This window comes from Comamonas sp. w2-DMI, from assembly GCF_040187735.1.
GTDB lineage: Bacteria > Pseudomonadota > Gammaproteobacteria > Burkholderiales > Burkholderiaceae_C > Comamonas > Comamonas terrae.
Window position 1 is genome coordinate 339,263 of sequence record NZ_JBANEL010000002.1, and the last position, 18,454, is coordinate 357,716.

Annotated in this window: 16 protein-coding genes; 9 read left to right on the forward strand and 7 right to left on the reverse strand. The window is 62.9% G+C overall.

What is annotated here, in order from left to right; genetic code table 11:
- Complete coding sequence (gene aceF, locus V8Z74_RS04270; RefSeq protein ID WP_066478329.1) at positions 1-1,680, reverse strand: dihydrolipoyllysine-residue acetyltransferase; 1,680 nt, start codon at positions 1,678-1,680, stop codon at positions 1-3.
- A gap of 21 nt (positions 1,681-1,701) precedes the next feature.
- Entirely contained in the window at positions 1,702-4,416 is a 2,715-nt protein-coding gene (gene aceE / locus V8Z74_RS04275; protein ID WP_066478333.1) for a pyruvate dehydrogenase (acetyl-transferring), homodimeric type, read from the reverse strand.
- A gap of 309 nt (positions 4,417-4,725) precedes the next feature.
- On the opposite strand from aceE, the gene V8Z74_RS04280 reads away from it, so the two are divergent.
- From V8Z74_RS04280 to V8Z74_RS04310, 7 genes are all read left to right on the forward strand, one after another.
- Complete coding sequence (locus V8Z74_RS04280; protein ID WP_502879441.1) at positions 4,726-7,293, forward strand: PAS domain-containing sensor histidine kinase; 2,568 nt, start codon at positions 4,726-4,728, stop codon at positions 7,291-7,293.
- Positions 7,290-7,940 (forward strand): response regulator transcription factor, encoded by a 651-nt coding sequence (locus tag V8Z74_RS04285; protein ID WP_066478341.1) that lies wholly within the window; start codon positions 7,290-7,292, stop codon positions 7,938-7,940. Before V8Z74_RS04280 ends, V8Z74_RS04285 begins: the two co-directional genes overlap by 4 nt.
- A gap of 154 nt (positions 7,941-8,094) precedes the next feature.
- Positions 8,095-8,949 carry a bifunctional methylenetetrahydrofolate dehydrogenase/methenyltetrahydrofolate cyclohydrolase FolD gene (gene folD, locus V8Z74_RS04290; protein WP_066478346.1) on the forward strand — a complete coding sequence of 285 codons (855 nt, stop codon included), beginning with the start codon at positions 8,095-8,097 and terminating at the stop codon, positions 8,947-8,949.
- A gap of 145 nt (positions 8,950-9,094) precedes the next feature.
- Positions 9,095-11,131 (forward strand): M3 family metallopeptidase, encoded by a 2,037-nt coding sequence (locus V8Z74_RS04295; protein ID WP_349708149.1) that lies wholly within the window; start codon positions 9,095-9,097, stop codon positions 11,129-11,131.
- A 99-nt stretch (positions 11,132-11,230) separates the two neighbouring features.
- The gene (locus tag V8Z74_RS04300) at positions 11,231-11,953 is read left to right on the forward strand and encodes a DUF4124 domain-containing protein (RefSeq protein ID WP_349708150.1); all 723 of its coding nucleotides are present in this window, start codon (positions 11,231-11,233) and stop codon (positions 11,951-11,953) included.
- A 439-nt stretch (positions 11,954-12,392) separates the two neighbouring features.
- A complete protein-coding gene (locus V8Z74_RS04305; RefSeq protein ID WP_349708177.1) occupies positions 12,393-12,977 on the forward strand; it encodes an IMPACT family protein in 585 nt (194 codons plus the stop codon).
- A gap of 242 nt (positions 12,978-13,219) precedes the next feature.
- A complete protein-coding gene (locus V8Z74_RS04310; protein ID WP_349708151.1) occupies positions 13,220-13,525 on the forward strand; it encodes a hypothetical protein in 306 nt (101 codons plus the stop codon).
- A gap of 345 nt (positions 13,526-13,870) precedes the next feature.
- Here the strand turns inward: V8Z74_RS04310 and V8Z74_RS04315 are convergent, their stop codons facing one another.
- Complete coding sequence (locus V8Z74_RS04315) at positions 13,871-14,086, reverse strand: hypothetical protein (RefSeq protein ID WP_349708152.1); 216 nt, start codon at positions 14,084-14,086, stop codon at positions 13,871-13,873.
- Positions 14,087-14,437: 351 nt separating this feature from the next.
- Here V8Z74_RS04315 and V8Z74_RS04320 point away from each other — a divergent pair, with 351 nt between their 5' ends.
- Positions 14,438-14,569, forward strand: coding sequence for a hypothetical protein (locus V8Z74_RS04320; protein ID WP_281178779.1), 132 nt, complete (start codon positions 14,438-14,440; stop codon positions 14,567-14,569).
- A 117-nt stretch (positions 14,570-14,686) separates the two neighbouring features.
- Positions 14,687-14,911 carry a hypothetical protein gene (locus V8Z74_RS04325; protein ID WP_349708154.1) on the forward strand — a complete coding sequence of 75 codons (225 nt, stop codon included), beginning with the start codon at positions 14,687-14,689 and terminating at the stop codon, positions 14,909-14,911.
- A gap of 268 nt (positions 14,912-15,179) precedes the next feature.
- On the opposite strand, the gene V8Z74_RS04330 is transcribed toward V8Z74_RS04325, so the two are convergent.
- The 4 genes from V8Z74_RS04330 to trxA all read right to left on the reverse strand — a co-directional run bounded on the left by V8Z74_RS04330 (position 15,180) and on the right by trxA (position 18,454).
- Positions 15,180-16,088 carry a LysR family transcriptional regulator gene (locus tag V8Z74_RS04330; RefSeq protein ID WP_020226663.1) on the reverse strand — a complete coding sequence of 303 codons (909 nt, stop codon included), beginning with the start codon at positions 16,086-16,088 and terminating at the stop codon, positions 15,180-15,182.
- A 148-nt stretch (positions 16,089-16,236) separates the two neighbouring features.
- Positions 16,237-16,596 (reverse strand): rhodanese-like domain-containing protein, encoded by a 360-nt coding sequence (locus V8Z74_RS04335; RefSeq protein WP_349708155.1) that lies wholly within the window; start codon positions 16,594-16,596, stop codon positions 16,237-16,239.
- A 17-nt stretch (positions 16,597-16,613) separates the two neighbouring features.
- The gene (locus tag V8Z74_RS04340) at positions 16,614-18,026 is read right to left on the reverse strand and encodes a TolC family protein (protein WP_082176296.1); all 1,413 of its coding nucleotides are present in this window, start codon (positions 18,024-18,026) and stop codon (positions 16,614-16,616) included.
- Positions 18,023-18,454: a thioredoxin gene (trxA, locus tag V8Z74_RS04345; RefSeq protein ID WP_024000747.1), complete on the reverse strand. Its 432-nt coding sequence runs from the start codon at positions 18,452-18,454 to the stop codon at positions 18,023-18,025. Before trxA ends, V8Z74_RS04340 begins: the two co-directional genes overlap by 4 nt.

Consider the following 18,454-nt stretch of genomic DNA (forward strand, 5'->3'; position numbering starts at 1 on the left):
TTACAGCAGGATGCGGCGGAAATCCGCCAGGATCTGGCCGAGGTAGGCGTTGAAGCGCGCGGCAGCGGCACCGTCGATCACGCGGTGATCCCAGGTCAGCGACAGCGGCAGCATCAGGCGCGGCTGGAAGGCCTTGCCGTCCCACACGGGCTCGATGTTGGAGCGGCACACGCCCAGGATGGCCACTTCGGGCGCATTGATGATGGGCGTGAAGTAGCGCCCGCCGATGCCGCCCAGCGACGAGATGGTGAAGGTGGCGCCGGTCATGTCGGCCGGGCCGAGCTTGCCGTCGCGGGCCTTCTTCGCCAGTTCGCCCATTTCCTGGCTGATCTGCAGCACGCCCTTCTTGTCGGCATCCTTGATGACGGGAACGACCAGGCCGTTGGGCGTATCGGCCGCGAAGCCGATGTGGTAGTACTGCTTGTAGATCAGCGCATCGCCGTCCAGCGAGCTGTTGAACTCGGGGAACTTCTTGAGCGCGGCCACGCAGGCCTTGATCAGGAAGGCCAGCATCGTGACCTTGATGCCGCTCTTTTCGTTCTCCTTGTTGGTGGAGACGCGGAAGGCTTCGAGATCGGTGATGTCGGCGTCGTCATGGTTGGTGACGGCCGGAATCATGATCGCGTTGCGCGTCAGGTTCGCGCCGCTGATCTTCTTGATCCGCGACAGCTCCTTGCGTTCGATGGGGCCGAACTTGGCGAAGTCGACCTTGGGCCAGGGCAGCAGGTCCAGGCCGACGCCGGAACCGCCCGACTTCGGAGCAGCGGCCTGCTGCGCCAGCGTCTGCACGGCACCTGCCATCACCGACTTGGTGAACGCCTGCACGTCCTCCTGGGTGATGCGGCCCTTGTTGCCCGAGCCCTTGACCTCGGCCAGCGGCACGCCCAGTTCGCGGGCGAACTTGCGCACGGAAGGCGATGCGTAAGGCAGGCTGCCGGTAGGTGCCACGGTGGGATTGTGCGCAGGCATGGCAGCCGGCGCAGCCACTGGGGCGGCAGCCGGTGCGGCTGTGGCCACGGGAGCTGCCACCGCAGCAGCGGGGGCGGCAGCCGGAGCAGCCGCAGGGGCCGCAGCCTGTGCGGGCGCAGCGCCCTGCACGCTCATCTGGCCGACGACGTCGCCCACGTTGACCTTGTCGCCGATCTTGATGCTCAGGGCCGTGATGGTGCCGGCAGCGGGGGACGGAATCTCCATCGATGCCTTGTCGGACTCCACGGTGAACAGCGACTGCTCGGCCGTCACGGTATCGCCCGCCTTGACCAGGATCTCGATGACGGCCACGTCCTTGAAGTCGCCGATATCGGGCACCTTGATGTCCAGCGTGCTGGCTGCCGCGGGAGCAGCGGCTGCAGGAGCGGCGGCGGCCACAGGGGCTGCGGCGGTAGCCGGTGCAGCGGCCGCAGGGGCAGGAGCTGCGGCCGGCGCGGGAGCCGCTGCCGTGTCGGCAGTTTCCACCACGGCGATCACCGTGCCTTCGGCCACTTTGTCGCCCAGGTTGACCTTGAGCTCCTTGAGCACGCCGGCATGGCTGGAGGGAATCTCCATGGAGGCCTTGTCGGACTCCACGGTAATCAGCGACTGCTCGACCTTGATGGTGTCACCCACCTTGACCAGCACTTCGATCACGCCGACTTCGGCGAAGTCACCGATGTCGGGGACTTTGATTTCTGTCAATGCCATATTGAATGTCTCCGGTGGTTCTTAGGCGTACAGCGGGTTGACCTTGTCAGCCTGGATGCCGTACTTCTTGATAGCTTCGGCCACGGTGGTGGCGTTGATCTTGCCTTCGTCGGCCAGGGCACGCAGGGCTGCGACCACGATGTAGTGGCGGTTCACCTCGAAGTGCTCGCGCAGCTTGGCGCGGAAATCCGAGCGGCCGAAACCGTCGGTGCCCAGCACCTTGTAGACGCGGTCCTTGGGGATGTAAGGACGGATCTGTTCGGCATAGGCCTTCATGTAGTCGGTCGAGGCGACGACCGGACCGGCATGGCCCTGCAGCTGCTGCGTGACGAACGGGACCTTGGCGGCCTCCAGCGGGTGCAGCATGTTCCAGCGCTCGGCGTCCTGGCCATCGCGGGTCAGTTCGTTGAACGACGGGCAGCTCCACACATCGGCAGCGATGCCCCAGTCGGCCAGCAGCAGTTCCTGGGCGAAGAAGGACTCGCGCAGGATGGTGCCCGAGCCCAGCAGCTGCACGCGCAGGCCGCTTTCGGGAACCTTCTGGCCGGGCTTGCACATGTACATGCCCTTGAGGATCTGCTGTTCCGTGCCGGGGGTCAGGCCGGGCATGGCGTAGTTTTCGTTCAGCAGCGTCAGGTAGTAGAAGACGTTTTCCTGGTTCTGCACCATGCGGCGCAGGCCTTCCTGCATGATCACTGCCACTTCATGGGCGAAGGTCGGATCGTAGGAGATGCAGTTCGGGATGGTGTTGGCCAGGATGTGGCTGTGGCCGTCTTCATGCTGCAGGCCTTCGCCGTTCAGCGTGGTGCGGCCCGAAGTGCCGCCCAGCAGGAAGCCGCGCGCCTGCAGATCGCCGGCCGCCCAGGCCAGGTCGCCGATGCGCTGGAACCCGAACATCGAATAGTAGATGTAGAACGGGATCATGATGCGGTTGCTGTGGCTGTAGCTGGTTGCCGCGGCAATCCAGCTGGACATGCCGCCCGCTTCGTTGATGCCTTCCTGCAGGATCTGGCCGGCCTTGTCTTCCTTGTAGTACATCACCTGGTCCTTGTCGACCGGGGTGTACTGCTGGCCATGGGGGTTGTAGATGCCGATCTGGCGGAACAGGCCTTCCATGCCGAAGGTACGGGCCTCGTCGACCAGGATGGGCACCACGCGGGGGCCGATTTCCTTGTCGCGCAGCAGCTGCGTCAGGAAACGCACATAGGCCTGGGTCGTCGAGATCTCGCGGCCTTCGGGCGTGGGTTCGAGCACGGCCTTGAAGGTGTCCAGCGGCGGCACGGTGAACTGCTCGTCCGCCTTCTCGCGGCGCTTGGGCAGGTAGCCGCCCAGGGCCTTGCGGCGCTCGTGCAGGTACTTCATTTCCGGGGTATCGTCGGCCGGCTTGTAGAACGGCAGGTCGGCCAGCTGGCTGTCCGGAATCGGGATGTTGAAGCGGTCGCGGAATTCGCGGATCGCGTCGTCATCGAGCTTCTTGGTCTGGTGAACGTTGTTCTTGCCTTCGCCGACCTTGCCCATGCCGAAGCCCTTGACGGTCTTGACCAGCAGCACGGTAGGCTGGCCCTTGGCGTTGTTGGCGGCATGGAAGGCCGCATAGACCTTCTGCGCATCGTGGCCGCCGCGGCGCAGCGCCCAGATCTCGTCGTCGCTCATGTGCTCGACCATCTTCAGCGTGCGGGGATCGCGGCCGAAGAAGTGCTTGCGGACATAGGCGCCGTCGTTGGCCTTGAAGGACTGGTAGTCGCCGTCGTTGCACTCCATCATGATCTTGCGCAGCGCACCGTCCTTGTCCTTGGCCAGCAGCTCGTCCCAGCCCTTGCCCCAGATCAGCTTGATGACGTTCCAGCCGGCACCGCGGAATTCGCCTTCCAGTTCCTGGATGATCTTGCCGTTGCCGCGCACCGGGCCGTCCAGGCGCTGCAGGTTGCAGTTGATCACGAAGATCAGGTTGTCCAGGTTCTCGCGCGCGGCCAGGCTGATCGCGCCCAGCGATTCGGGCTCGTCCATTTCGCCATCGCCACAGAACACCCAGACCTTGCGGTTTTCGGTATTGGCAATGCCGCGGGCGTGCAGGTACTTCAGGAAGCGCGCCTGGTAGATGGCCATCAGCGGGCCCAGGCCCATGGACACCGTGGGGAACTGCCAGAAGTCGGGCATCAGCTTGGGATGGGGATAGCTCGACAGGCCCTTGCCGTCCACTTCCTGGCGGAAGTTCAGCAGCTGCTCTTCGGAGATGCGGCCTTCCAGGTAGGCGCGGGCGTAGATGCCGGGCGACACGTGGCCCTGGATGTACAGGCAGTCGCCGCCGTGGTTCTCGCTCTCGGCGTGCCAGAAGTGGTTGAAGCCGGCACCGAACATGTTGGCCAGCGAGGCGAAGGAGCCGATGTGGCCGCCCAGGTCACCGCCTTCGGGGGGATGAATGCGGTTGGCCTTGACCACCATGGCCATGGCATTCCAGCGCATGTAGGCGCGCAGGCGCTGTTCGATCTCGAGGTTGCCGGGGCAGCGAGCCTCCTGGCTGGGCTCGATGGTGTTCACATAGCCGGTGTTGGCCGAGAACGGCAGATCCACGCTGCTTTGGCGTGCATGCTCGAGCAGCTCCTCGATCAGCTTGTGGGCGTATTCAGCGCCTTCGCGATCGATCACGGCCGAGAGGGCATCCATCCACTCACGCGATTCTTGTTGGTCCAGGCCGGCGGGCAAGCCAGCGCCTTGAGGGTCAGTCTGAGCTGTCATTTGAGGTGTCTCCTTCGAGAAAGGTAACTTCCGGGACCGAACCAGTGAGCGGCCGTACACGCTGTCGTGGCAGGTTCCATGCCAGCTTGGTGTGGCACGGGCCCAGTTGTACGACCCCGAAATTACCGGATCACTGTCTCGATAGCGGGCGAGTTTCGCACATTTTTTTTTAAATTTCAAATTGTGCTTTGTGATTTCACTATTTAAAAAATTGCTGCAAATGCACATACAGGGAGCCCGAAAAAAAGCGTCGCTTTAACGACAAAAATACTCGGCAAAAACAGTGGGGCTCTCCCCTACACTGCAAGGATGCAAACAAGCAATTCCCGGACTGTGACTGCGGCCGAGCCCTCCGCAGAATCGATGGCCGCGCCCGTGCGCTGGTGGCGCAGCTGGTGGCGCAGTCTTTCGCCTACACGGCAGGACCGTTTTGCGGCGCTGGCACCGCTGGCCTCGGTGCTGATGTTCATGGCAGCCATCATTGCCTCGTTCTGGTATCTGCGCACGGAAGAGGTCGACCGAGAGCAGGAGGCCCTGCGGCGCGATGTGGAGTACGCGCAGCAGCGCGTACGCCTGCGCCTGCTGGAGCGCCAGGAGCAGCTGATGCGCATGGCGCGCGACCTGGGCATCAAGGAACTGGGCAGGTCCGACTTTGCCAGCCGCTCCGAAGCGCTGATCAGCCAATATCCGGAACTGCAGTCCATCACTTGGCTGGACGACAAGCGCCATGTACTGAGTAGCCAGGCCGCGCCTACCGTGGCTACCGACCAGTTGCGCGTGCCCGGCGAGACCCTGAACCAGGCGGATGCCGTCAACGCCTACCAGCAGGCGCGCGAGATGCTGCAGCCCATTTATGTGCAAAGCCAAGGCCGCGACGGCGAGCCCTCTCCCCTGCTGCAGCTGCATGTCCCCATCAACAGCAACAACCGCTATGTAGGCGAGCTGCTGGGCGAGTTTTCCGTGGACAGCCTGCTGCGCTACGGCACGCCCACCGAAGTCATGGCGCGCTATGCCATCACCATGCGCGACAGCCATGGCCACATCCTGGCCGGCACCCCGCTCACCCTGCGCAAGAGAACGCCCAGCGAGCTATTGAACTTCCGCGCCATCGCCAATGAATACGAGGTACCCGTTTCGCCCGTCGGCAATTCGCTCATGCTGCGTGCCCAGGCCTACCGTACCTCGCTGGGCGTGGTCGGCAGTGGCCTGTTCTGGCTGGTCGGCACCCTGAGCGCCATGACCGCCTGGATGCTGCTGGCCACCTGGCGGCACACGCGCCGGCGCCAGCGCGCGCAGGAAGCCCTGGTGGCCGAAACCAATTTCCGCCGCGCCATGGAAAACTCCGTGCTCACCGGCATGCGCGCACTGGACCTGCAGGGCCGCATCACCTATGTGAATGCGGCGTTCTGCCAGATGACGGGCTGGAGCGAACAGGAACTGGTGGGCCAGGTACCGCCCTATTCCTACTGGCCGGACAACGATTACGACAACCTGCACTCGCAACTGCGCGAGGAATTGTCGGGCAAGACCATCGTGGGCGGCTTCCAGGTGCGCGTGAAGCGCAAGAACGGCACGCTGTTCGATGCGCGCCTGTATGTCTCGCCGCTGATCGATGCCCACGGCCAGCATACGGGCTGGATGTCCTCGATGACCGACATCACCGAGCCCAACCGCATCCGCGAACAGCTTTCCGCTTCCTACGAGCGCTTCACCATCGTTCTCGAAGCCCTGGACGCGTCGGTTTCCGTGGCACCGCTGGGTGGAGCCGAGCTGCTGTTCGCCAACAAGCTCTATCGGCAATGGTTCGGCTCCCAGGCCGAAGGCCACCTTCAGCTGGTAGCCAAGGCCGGCGTGCTGCCCGCGCGCAGGCAGTCCCGGCGCGGCGAGGACGAGGATCTCGCGGGCGTGTCCGACTCCCTCACCGATGCGCGCAGCGAGAATGCGGAGATCTTCGTGCCCGACCTGGGCAAGTGGCTGGAAGTGCGCTCGCGCTATCTCAGTTGGGTCGACGGGCGCCTGGCCCAGATGGTGATTGCCACCGATATCACCCAGCGCCGCCTGGCCGAGGACCAGGCCGCGGCCCAGGCCGAGAAGGCCCAGACCGCCAGCCGCCTGATCACCATGGGCGAGATGGCCTCCAGCGTGGCGCACGAACTCAACCAGCCGCTCACGGCCATCAGCAACTACAGCTCGGGCATGCTCTCGCGCCTGGAAAAAGGCACGCTGACCGAAGAGCAGATGAAGTTCGCGCTCGAAAAGACCGCCCACCAGGCACAGCGTGCGGGCCAGATCATCCAGCGCATCCGCTCCTTCGTGAAAAAGAGCGAACCCAACCGCACCCTGGCACAGGTCAGCGAAATGGTGAACGAGGCCGTGGAGCTGGCCGGCATCGAGCTGCGCCGGCGCAACGTGCAACTGTCCACCCATGTTGCGGAGCGTTTGCCGCCCGTAATGGCCGACACCATTCTGATCGAGCAGGTTCTGATCAATCTGATGAAGAACAGCGCCGAGTCCATCGACCATTCGGACCGCCCCGCAGGCCAGCGCAGCGTGGAGCTGCGCGTTCGTCCGCAGATGTTCGAAAACCTCAAAGGCGTGGAGTTCACCGTGGAAGACACCGGCAAGGGCCTGCCGCCCGAAGTGCTGGAGCATCTCTTCGAAGCCTTCTTCTCGACCAAGTCCGAAGGCATGGGCATCGGCCTGAACCTCTGCCGCTCCATTGTGGAGTCGCATCACGGAAGAATGCGTGCCGAGAACCTCTACAATGGTTCCGAGGTCATAGGCTGCCGCTTTTCCTTCTGGCTGCCTCTGGCAACAATGGTGGAGACGACAACACTCGCCACGTCAACCGAATCCATACCGAGGACGATTGCATGAGTTTGATTCCCAAAAAAGGCACTGTGTACGTAGTTGATGACGATGAAGCGGTTCGTGATTCGTTGCAATGGTTGCTCGAAGGCAAGGACTACCGTGTCCGCTGCTTCGATTCCGCAGAGACCTTTCTTTCGCGCTACGACCCCCGCGAGGTTGCCTGCCTGATCGTGGACATCCGCATGGGTGGCATGACCGGCCTGGAGCTGCAGGACCGTCTGATCGAACGCAAGTCCCCCCTGCCCATCGTGTTCATCACCGGCCACGGCGATGTGCCCATGGCCGTGAACACCATGAAGAAAGGCGCGCTGGACTTCATCCAGAAGCCTTTCAACGAGGAAGAGCTGGTGGGCCTGGTCGAACGCATGCTGGACCATGCGCGCGAAGCCTTTGCCGGCCACCAGCAGGCCGCCAACCGCGATGCACTGCTGGCCAAGCTCACGGGCCGCGAGGCGCAGGTGCTTGAGCGCATCGTGGCAGGCCGCCTGAACAAGCAGATCGCCGACGACCTGGGCATCAGCATCAAGACCGTGGAGGCGCACCGCGCCAACATCATGGAAAAGCTCAACGCCAACACCGTTGCCGACCTGCTCAAGATCGCGCTGGGCCAAGGCCAGACCGCGGCCGCAGCCAAGGCGGCCGCCACCCACTGAACACGGAGCCGGTTCCGGCTTGCCGGATCGGCAGGATAATCGGGGAAAGCCAGCACAAAGCTTTCGTGCTTTCAGATTAGCCCACTTCCATTCTGATAGCTGCTAGCGCTTGTATATCAAGGGTTAGCAGCATTTTTATTGGTAAACCCCAGCCATGACAGCCCAAATCATCGACGGCAAATCCCTTTCCGAACAACTGCGCAAGGAAGTCGCCACGCGCGCCGCCGCGCTGAAAGCCAAAGGCATCACGCCGGGCCTGGCGGTGATCCTCGTCGGTGACAACCAGGCCTCCCAGGTCTACGTGCGCAACAAGGTCAAGGCCTGCGAAGATGTGGGCTTCCATTCGGTACTGGAGAAGTACGATGCCGCGATGACGCAAGCGGAGCTGCTGGCCCGCGTCGAGGCATTGAACAACGATCCCAGCATCCATGGCATCCTGGTGCAGTTGCCCCTGCCCAAGCACATCGACGATCACAAGGTCATCGAGACCATTTCGCCGGCCAAGGACGTCGATGGCTTCCACGTGGCCAGCGCCGGCGCGCTGATGGTGGGCGAAGTTGGCTTCAAGGCCTGTACGCCCTACGGCTGCATGAAGATGCTTGAATCCATCGGCATGAAGGACCTGCGCGGCAAGCACGCCGTGGTCATCGGCCGCTCCAACATCGTGGGCAAGCCCATGGCCATGATGCTGCTGGCTGCCAATGCCACCGTCACCATCACCCACAGCGGCACGGCCGATCTGGGCGCCATGACACGCCAGGCAGACATCGTGGTGGCTGCCGTGGGCAAGGTCAACGTGCTGACTGCGGACATGGTCAAGCCCGGCGCCGTGGTGATCGACGTGGGCATGAACCGCAACGCCGAGGGCAAGCTCTGCGGCGACGTGGACTTCGAAGGCGTCAAGCAGGTCGCGGGCTACATCACGCCCGTGCCCGGCGGCGTGGGCCCCATGACCATCACCATGCTGCTGGTCAACACCATGGAATCCGCCGAGCGCGCGGCCGTCTGAGGCCGGCCCGCGTGCAGGGCTTGTGCGTGGGTCTCGGCCGGTGTCCGCATGGACGCTGACCTCAGGCTGACGCTATCGCAGCCATAGCAACTTCCCGTCCTGGCCAGCGCTTGATTTCCCGGTTTTTGCCGGAAACTGATACAGCATGAGCAATCCACTTCTCGAATCCTCCGACCTGCCCCTGTTCGACCGCATCACGCCTGCGGATGTGGGCCCTGCCATCGACATCCTGCTGGCGCGCGCCAGCGAGGCGCTGGAGACCGTCACGGCGCCCGGTTTTCCTGCGCAATGGCAAGCCATCTCCGCCGTGCTGGATGTCGCCACCGAGAAGCTGGGCACGGCCTGGGCAGCCGTCAACCACCTCAACAGCGTGGCCGATACTCCCGAGTTGCGTGCAGCGTACAACCAGGCTCTGCCCAAGGTCACCGAGTTTTGGACGAATCTGGGCGCCGACGAGCGCCTGTATGCCAAATACAAGGCCATTGACCCCGCCAGCCTGAACAAGGAGCAGCGCGCAGCATGGGACCATGCAATGCGCGGCTTCGTGCTGTCGGGCGCCGAGCTGCAGGGCGCGGCCAAGGAACGCTTTGCGCAGATCCAGGCACGCTCTGCCGAGCTGGCCCAGAAGTTCAGCGAAAACGCTCTCGATGCCACCGATGCCTTTGCCTACTACGCCACGGCCGAGGAGCTGGACGGCGTGCCCGCCGATGTGCAGCAGGCAGCGCGTGCCGCCGCGGAAGCCGAAGGCAAGCCAGGCTTCAGGCTCACGCTGAAAATGCCCTGCTACCTGCCGGTCATGCAGTTTGCCAGGAGCAGTGCGCTGCGCGAAAAGCTCTATCACGCCTATGTGACCCGCGCTTCCGATCAGGCCGAAGGTGAAGCCAAGCGCTTCAACAACACCGACGTGATGAAGGAAATCCTGGCGCTGCGCAAGGAGGAAGCCCAGCTGCTCGGCTATGCCAACTTCGGCGAAGTGTCGCTGGTCCCCAAGATGGCCGATTCGCCCAGGCAGGTCGTCGACTTCCTGCGGGACCTGGCGCGCCGGGCCCGCCCCTATGCCGAAAAGGATGTGGCAGACCTGCGCGAGTTCGCCCGCAAGGAACTGGATATCGCCGATCCCCAGCCCTGGGACTGGGCCTTCATCGGCGAAAAGCTCAAGGAAGCCCGCTATTCCTTCAGCGAGCAGGAGCTCAAGCAATATTTTCCCGCGCCCAAGGTGCTGGCTGGCCTGTTCAAGATCGTGGAGACCCTGTTCGAAGTCTCCATCCGCCGCGATGAGGCACCGGTCTGGAATTCCAGCGTGGAGTTCTACCGCATCGAGCGCGAAGGCCGGCTGGTCGGCCAGTTCTACCTGGACCCCGCAGCCCGCAAGGGCAAGCGCGGCGGAGCCTGGATGGACGATGTACGCACGCGCTGGCTGCGCCCCGACACCCACCAGCTGCAGACGCCTGTGGCCCATCTGGTCTGCAACTTCGCGGCCGGTGTGGAAGGCAAGCCGCCGCTGCTCACGCACGACGATGTGATCACGCTGTTCCATGAGACAGGCCACGGGCTGCACCACATGCTCACCCAGGTCAACGAGCGCGACGTCTCGGGCATTGCCGGCGTGGAATGGGATGCCGTGGAGCTGCCCAGCCAGTTCATGGAGAACTTCTGCTGGGAGTGGGATGTGCTCAAGCATATGACCGCCCATGTGGACACGGGCGAGCCCCTGCCCCGCGCACTCTACGACAAGATGATTGCCGCCAAGAATTTCCAGTCCGGCATGCAGACGCTGCGCCAGATCGAGTTCGCGCTGTTCGACATGCTGCTGCATACCGAGCATAGCCCTGCGGATGATTTCATGCCTCTGCTGGCCAGGGTGCGCTCGGAAGTGGCCGTGCTGCCCACGACGGCCTACAACCGCATGGCCCATACCTTCAGCCACATCTTTGCGGGCGGCTACGCCGCGGGCTACTACAGCTACAAGTGGGCGGAAGTGCTTTCCGCCGATGCCTATGCGGCCTTCGAGGAAACAGTCCTGCCCGACGGCTCGCCCAACCCCGAGACCGGCCGCAAGTACCGCCAATCCATCCTCGAAGCCGGCGGCAGCCGCCCGGCCATGGAGTCCTTCAAGGCCTTCCGCGGCCGCGAGCCCCAGCTCGATGCTTTGCTGCGCCATCAGGGCATGGCCCAGGCCTGAACTGGCACTTCTTCAGCCTCCGGCAAAAGGTGCCGGTTGCTGCGCCTTTTGCCGTCTGGCGGCGGATAGCTGCGCTAAGCTAGGCCGGCTTTTTCAGCCATGACCTACGCCTTGCTCATGCCACAGAACGACTTTTCCGCTACCTCTTCTTTTTTGCGCTTCGGACGGCGAAGCCGCAATACCCTGTTGCAGATGGCCGTGCTTGCAGCCTGCCTGGGTGTCTCCATGGGGCAGGCCCAGGGCATCTACAAAAGTGTGGGGCCGGACGGGCGGGTGACGTTCTCCGACCGGCCTGTCCTCCGGAGCGGCCAAAGAATGGAATCCGCCCCAACGGCTGCTCCAGCGTCGCCGCCTGCAGGCAATGCCTCACTGCCCTATGCGCTGCGCCAGGCTGCCAGCCGCTATCCAGTCGCCCTGTATTCCGCCAAGGATTGCCAACCCTGCGATGAGGCACGCCGTTTTCTACAGGCGCGCGGTATACCTTTCGCGGAATGGCTGGTGGAGACAAGCGCCGATCAGGCGGCCCTGCAAAAACTCAGCGGCCAGAACTCCCTTCCGTTCGCCACCATCGGGCAGCAGCATCTGAACGGCTTTGCCGAGAACATCTGGGGGGAGTATCTCAGTGCTGCAGGCTATCCTGCAAAGTCCCAGCTTCCCACGGGCTACCAGCCGCCTCCCGCTGCCAAGCTGACAAAGCCTCTGGCCGAAGAACAGCCATTGAAACAGGCTGCCACAGACACGCCGGCCGAAGCAACGCGCCCGGCAACCACCCCGCCACCCGGTTCAACGACAGCGGACAACCCCGCCGGTCTGCGTTTTTAGGAGTGCAGATGCACGGATGGAAAGCGGGCTCAACAAATCAGCGCAGCAGCCGGTAAGCACAATCGGGGATTGAGCTTTCGCCGGTTCTCGGCAGGCCGCTACCACTCGCCGACATTGCGGATACGCTGGACCCAATCCAATGCGTCCTCTTCGGCTTGTCCCGCGGCCTTCATGCCTTCCCCCAGTTCCTGCTGGAGCGCGGGGGGGGGAAAAGTGTTCGCGACCGAACGTATGCTCGGTCAAAGCGTTGTTCGAAGTCTTGGGCATGTCCATGGCTGCACTCCTTTGCAAAAAGCTTACAGCTCATACCCTCTTGCGTATGTAGGAAGAAGAAACATGTCTATGCGTTTTCGATCCAGATAATCCCGCAAGCATGGGCACGCAGCCCGGGCGGCATAGGGAAAGGCAATGCCTTTTTCACGCTATGCTGCCGTCCTCTATGCCCCAGACTCTCCGAACAGCAGCGCACAGCGATCTCATCATCAAGAAAAGTCGTTTCATTGGCTGCGTCCAACCCATGACCGACAGAGCCAGTGCCCAGGCCGCAGTCGAGGAGCTGCGGCGCCTGCATCCAGGAGCCAATCATGTGTGCTGGGCCCTGCTGGCCGGTGGCCAGTCTGCCGCTGTGGACGATGGCGAGCCAAGCGGGACCGCGGGCCGCCCCATGCTCGATGTGTTGCGCCACCAGGATCTGGAAGGCGTGCTGGCAACCGTGGTGCGCTATTTCGGTGGCGTCAAGCTGGGCGCAGGTGGCTTGGTGCGCGCCTATACCGATGCGGTAGCCCAAGCGCTGATGCAGGCCGAGAAGGTTGCCATCCAGCGCATGTGCCTGCTGCGCTGCGCTGCGCCGTATGCACTCGAAGGCATGATTCGCCGCCAGATAGAAGCCGCCGGGGCCGAACTTGTCAGCGTCGAACATGGCAGTCTTGTCACCATGCAGATACAGCTGCCCCAACCGCAATCCACTGCATTTGTGGACCTGCTCAACGAAAACGGCCAAGGCCGCGTCGGCTGGCTGGACTAATGCATCTCCCTGGACAGCTGTTCCTTTATGCAACAGTCCGGCTTGCCTGAGAAAAATATTTTTCCGCGCTCAAAATCCAAGCAACAAAGCCTTGCTGACGTTGGCCAAGCCAGTGCATTTAAGGTCTGAACAGGTCTTTTCAAAGGCCAGTCAGCCATGGCAAAAAGACGTCGACCTCCATAGAATCCAGGAGCCTGATACAAATAGAAACACAGCCACCACAATATCGAGAGGGAACAGACATGGTCAGGAGCCACAAGCTCGTTGGGAAATGCAAGAAGGCTGTTGCCGCAGCCATCCTCAACAAAATCCAGCAGCGCCAGTTCATGCGTGCCGCTTTTCTGAGAAGCTGGAGTTCCATCGCGGTAGTGGTCTCTGCGTCAATCGCCCTGTGGACTTTCTTCCCCCAATTCACCTTGCTGTTCGGGTGCATCGCCGGTGCGGGCTGTGTCAGCATTGCCATCGACTGCTTGCAATTCGCACGCGTTCAGCGCCGCAAAAGTATCGAGCGCTTTGTTTCACGCGCATGCCTGCGCTTCGCTAGCTGATCCTGATCTTTTAGCTCTTCAAGGCTGGCGATGCAGGCAATGCGCTGCCTGGTTGGCTCATTGTCGGCAGCCCTCCCCGCTGCGCCAGCGCAGCAGCACCTGTGTTCCTCCACCATGCCTCGGGTGGATATGCAGATCGCCGCCTATGTCGTTCATACGGCGGAACATGCCTGGCAGCCCATGGCCGGATTTAGATGCATCTGCGACGCGAGCACCTAAATCGACTCTGAACATCGATTAGAGCAAGATGTGAATCAATAAGCGGCTGCGTGTTTCGGCGGGCCAGCCAGCCACGCTGGCGACACCGCTACGCAATAGCCACTCGAGTTGCCGCCTCTGACGGCGTCAGCAGCCGCGATCAGGTATGCAGTTGCGCGAGTCCCACTGCCCATCCGGACCGAAACCATCGCCCGAGCGCATGTCAGGGCTCGGTTTGCGGCTGTATTCGCCGCCCTGGTCCTTTTCTCCCTGATCTTGCCCTCCATGCCTGTGGTCGGGGGGCGACGCGATGCAGCCTGCCAGCGACAGCACGGCTGCAGCCAGGAACAGAAGCTGTTTCATGGCAATCCCTTCTCATATGCAGCTTCAGTCTAGGCACCATGGGTTAACAGGCTGTAAACCGATGTACCGGCTGGACACAGCAACGGCCGGCTGCAACGGACAGCTTGCCGCCTCAGGAAAATACTGTATAAAATAACAGTATCAATATCCCGCCTGGCACAGACCAGGCCCATCAGCACAGAGCGTGGCTCAGCCAGAACCGGGTGTGGATCGAGGCAGCCTGGATGCCGCCACCGATAGACCTCAAGCCGGGTGCCCCGCTCTTTTTCCTGATGGAGAACCAAACGATCGAAGCATGCGTCGGCGCTTATGCATCAAGCATCTGGTGCCATCACCAAGGAGCAAATAGCCATGAAAACCTGCCTCGTCACCATAGGCTGCCTGCGATACACAGGCCTGTTCCGTTCCAGTGCCATGGCCGTGCTTGACGCCATGTACCGCTATCCCGATGCACGGGCCATCAGCGTGCGGGTGATGCCGTGAATCCTGCCCGCAATGGTCATCCCCTCCTCTGCGGGCTGGTGCTGGCCACTACCTGGCTGGCCGTGGCAGGCGTGTCATTGCTTTTCGCCTGGACATGGCTTCAAGTGATTGCCCTGTATGGCTGAAAACTTCAGGGAGCGCCCTCTGCTGACGGGCATGCGCAGGCCCGTACTGCCCAGTCAGGGCGGACTGCTGGACCGCAGCTTTGTCTATCGCTCGGCCAGCAAGACCGATGTGCGCCTGACCTGGGCCCAAGCGAAAAACGCTTCACGCTCCGTGATCGGAAAGAGGCATGCCGACATCCTCCCGGAAAGCCGGACAGAAGACGCGCAGGACACTTGAAATGGCAGGATCCGTCGCCTGCGGTGCGCCGAAGCTCCATCCGGGACCACATGGAAACGACGAAGAGGCCTGGCCGGCCTTGCTCTGGATCCAGCAATCTGGAGCGGGCGATGGGAACAAGTCCAATCAACCAACCCATTGATTAATAACGGGTTTTTCCTGTTAGCTCCACAGGAAATGACCACATATTGTACCAGCGGCGCACGCTAGTCAACGCGCGGCGTCCATCGGTGTCTGCCCGCGACCAACAACAGCCGACAAGGATCGCTCAGGCCCCGCCCTCGTCAGGTGTCGGGGCGTTCAAGCGTTTCACTCGACTGATGAACCGCTTCAACGGCTCGGAGGGCTCGCCCCCACGGCGCACCAGGTAGGTCGAGAGCATCGGTGGCGTGCCCGCTAGCGGCCGTGTCGCAATGTCCGGCCGGTTCAGCGCCTCCACCTGCGAGGCAATCGCAAAGCCGATCCCGTATCCTGCCCCAACCAGCGTGAGCATCACGCCCAAGCTGGTGACATGATCGACCACCTTCAGCGGCAGCGCCGCACCATCGAGCACCGCCTGGATCTGGTCGTGGCAGCCCGAGGCTGCGTCCGGGTGGCACAACACCACCGGAAACTTCAGCGCGTCGGCGAGCTTGACCTCCTTGTGGACCAACAGCGGGTGGCGCGCCGACACGATCACCGAAAGTGGATCGGTCCACACCGGTTCGGCCACTAGGCCGCCATTGACCGAACCCGACAACGCGAAGCCCACGTCCAGTAGATCGGTGTGCAGGCCCTTGAGCTGCTGCGATAACGGAAGCTCGAAGATGCGAATTTCCAGTTCCGGCTCTTCCTCGCGGTTGCGAGCGAGCAACGCGGCGATCCTGGGCTGGGCCAGGCTGTCGCAGATCGCGATGCGAAGGTAGCTCTGGTACCCCTGCGCGGCGCCCTTGGTAGCCTGGATCGCCTGGTCCAGCGTAGCGAGAACGCGCCGGCACTCCACCAGCAGCACTTGGCCGGCCCAGGTCAGGCGCGTCTGCCGGCTACTGCGGTCGAATAGCGCCACACCCAGCCCTTGTTCGAGATCGCGCATCGCGCGCGACAGTGGCGACTGATCGATGCCCAGCCGATCGGCTGCGCGCGCCAGGTGCAGTTCCTCGGCCACTGCCACGAAGTAGCGCAGCAATCTCAGTTCCATTGCGTGCTCCTTGTTCGTCTTGTTCTGGTTCGGCCGATCCGACCCGCCGGATTCAAATCGATGCCCGCTACTGTTCTCTTGGTCGCCTCCTACCAAAGCTCGATACCTGGCTCCTCTCGTCAGCCTACCCGTTCGTGAATGAACAGCGTCACTGCCCACCAACGACCGGCCGGTTCAACAACTTCGAAAGTGCGCCCACCCCGCCTCCGTTGATCGCATGGCTATATCCCATCTGCTCAACGATTTTGCAGGCACGTTGGGAGCGCGCGCCCGAGCGGCAATACAGGATCAAAGGCTGGGTCCGAGTGGGCACAGCGGTCGCAATGTCTAAGTGGATACGGTCAAGCGGTAGCCACAGCGCTCCTTCGATGTGCCCTGCAGCGAACTCCCCGGCGGAGCGGACGTCAACCAAGACGGCGCCGGCCGACAGCATTTCGGCGGCCGATTTACCCGCCGATCGACCAAAACGGGAACAAGAAGCCCCAACAATCTTCGCTAACCAACTCATGCGTTCAATTTCCAGTGTCAGTTCAAAGGTGACGCAGCAAGTTCGCCATCGGCTACTTGCAAAGCAGCCTCATCCAGGCGGCCGATCAGCGCGGCCAGTCGCAGCCGGTCCATCAACAGACCGATGCGAGCTTGCGCAAGCGCAAGGCTGGATGTGGCGGATTCGTTTTCGGCATTGAGAAGGTCCAGCGTGGTGCGCTGGCCGACCTCGCGTCCCAGGCGCGTGGCGTCGAGCCTTGCCAGGCTGGCACTGAGCGCCTGTTCCAGCGCCCTGACACGTTCGGCGCCAACGCTCAGCCCCAGCCAGGCCAAGCGCACCTGCTGCGCGACTTGCTCTCGCGTGCGCTCTACCTCGGCTGCGGCCTTTTCCGCCAGTCGCAGCGCCTCTTCTTCCTTGGCGCTGCGGTATCCGCCGGTGAAAAGCGGCATCGAGAACTGGATGCCGATCATCCGGTTCGTGCCCGTGTTGCTGGCCGACCCGAAATCGCCACTGCCGCTCAGTCGATCACGTCCCACCTGGGCAACTAGATCGACGGTGGCGGACGAACTCCGGCCGTACTTCGTCGCCTCTTGCCTTGCGACATCGGCCGCCAGCAGTTGGGTACGAATTTCTGGATTGCCCGACTGCGCCTCATTCAGCCAGAAATCCATCGGCTGTAGCGGTGATGTCTGTCCTGCGCCGCGGCCAGGAAGGCGGGCCGCCAGAGCACCGAGAGACAATCCTGTGGTGTTCGCCAGCAGATTGCGCTTGACCAGCACGTCGCTCTCGGCCGCCAGTACCTGTGCGCGCAGTGCCGCGAGGCGTGCACCTGCCTCATGGGTATCGGTAATGGGGGCATCCCCAAGCTTGAAGCGGTCCTGCGCTTCGACCGCCGCCTTCTCGACGGCATCGAGTTGCTGCCGATGTACGCGCACGGCTTCCTCGGCAAGGGCCAGATCAAGATAGCGCTCCACCGTGCGGAGCATCAGCGTCTGTCCTGCTACCCGCCATTGAAGATCTGCCAGGTCGGCTGAGGTGGAAAGCTGCTGTTGTTCGGCGCGCCGCTTCGGGTTGTAGAGCGGCTGCGTCGCTGCTATAGCCCAGCGCGAGGCGGTGCCGTTGGTCACGGAGGTGCTGAAGCCTACGCCACTGGATTGTCCGAACCCAGGGGCGCTGAACTGCGCACCTCGCGTTTCGGACTCGTTCGTGGCTACCCCTACTGAACCAACCACGCCGACGGTCGGTCTCCACAGCGCCGCGGCCTGGTCACGGCGCGGCTGGGCTGCTGCATGGGCCGCGCGGGCGACAGCGTATTCCTTGTCGTTCTGCGTCGCCGCTTGCCAAGCCTCCATGAGCCCTGCGGCCATCGCCACTTGCGTCTGGCAATACAGGGGCGCAGCCAGCAACGAGATCCTCAAAGCCTTTGACATGCGCTTCTTCATGGACTTCATCCCTTCTGCGTGAGGTATTTGCGGACCCAGCGCACCAGGTCGCCTGCGACCATCGCCCCCGAGTGGCGCGCTAGCTCCTTGCCGGCGCGATACAGGATGAGCGTTGGGACGCTGCGAATGGCGCTGGCCGCCACGGCCTGCGGATTGGCATCGATGTCGAGCTTGGCGAAACGCACATCGGGGAGCTTCGCAGCCGCATCGTCGAAATGCGGTGCCATCATCTTGCAGGGGCCGCACCAGCTCGCCCAGAAGTCCACCAACACCGGCGGATCGGTGCGCGTGATGTAGCGCTCGAAGGTCGCATCGCTCAGCGATGCGGGCGTGGCCGCCATCAGTTCAGCGCCGCAACGACCACAGACCGGCTCGCCGGACGGGCGTTCGTCGGGGACGCGATTGATCGTCCCGCAGGCGGGGCAGCCGACATGCAT

Coding starts and splice junctions, on each gene's coding strand:
- V8Z74_RS04330 (WP_020226663.1), bottom strand. CDS start 16,088: ATGGAACTGAGATTGCTGCGCTACTTCGTGGCAGTGGCCGAGGAACTG.
- folD (WP_066478346.1), top strand. CDS start 8,095: ATGACAGCCCAAATCATCGACGGCAAATCCCTTTCCGAACAACTGCGC.
- V8Z74_RS04315 (WP_349708152.1), bottom strand. CDS start 14,086: ATGAAACAGCTTCTGTTCCTGGCTGCAGCCGTGCTGTCGCTGGCAGGC.
- trxA (WP_024000747.1), bottom strand. CDS start 18,454: ATGCATGTCGGCTGCCCCGCCTGCGGGACGATCAATCGCGTCCCCGAC.
- V8Z74_RS04335 (WP_349708155.1), bottom strand. CDS start 16,596: ATGAGTTGGTTAGCGAAGATTGTTGGGGCTTCTTGTTCCCGTTTTGGT.
- V8Z74_RS04280 (WP_502879441.1), top strand. CDS start 4,726: ATGCAAACAAGCAATTCCCGGACTGTGACTGCGGCCGAGCCCTCCGCA.
- V8Z74_RS04325 (WP_349708154.1), top strand. CDS start 14,687: ATGGCTGAAAACTTCAGGGAGCGCCCTCTGCTGACGGGCATGCGCAGG.
- aceE (WP_066478333.1), bottom strand. CDS start 4,416: ATGACAGCTCAGACTGACCCTCAAGGCGCTGGCTTGCCCGCCGGCCTG.
- V8Z74_RS04320 (WP_281178779.1), top strand. CDS start 14,438: ATGAAAACCTGCCTCGTCACCATAGGCTGCCTGCGATACACAGGCCTG.
- V8Z74_RS04310 (WP_349708151.1), top strand. CDS start 13,220: ATGGTCAGGAGCCACAAGCTCGTTGGGAAATGCAAGAAGGCTGTTGCC.
- V8Z74_RS04295 (WP_349708149.1), top strand. CDS start 9,095: ATGAGCAATCCACTTCTCGAATCCTCCGACCTGCCCCTGTTCGACCGC.
- V8Z74_RS04285 (WP_066478341.1), top strand. CDS start 7,290: ATGAGTTTGATTCCCAAAAAAGGCACTGTGTACGTAGTTGATGACGAT.
- V8Z74_RS04340 (WP_082176296.1), bottom strand. CDS start 18,026: ATGAAGTCCATGAAGAAGCGCATGTCAAAGGCTTTGAGGATCTCGTTG.
- aceF (WP_066478329.1), bottom strand. CDS start 1,680: ATGGCATTGACAGAAATCAAAGTCCCCGACATCGGTGACTTCGCCGAA.
- V8Z74_RS04300 (WP_349708150.1), top strand. CDS start 11,231: ATGACCTACGCCTTGCTCATGCCACAGAACGACTTTTCCGCTACCTCT.
- V8Z74_RS04305 (WP_349708177.1), top strand. CDS start 12,393: ATGCCCCAGACTCTCCGAACAGCAGCGCACAGCGATCTCATCATCAAG.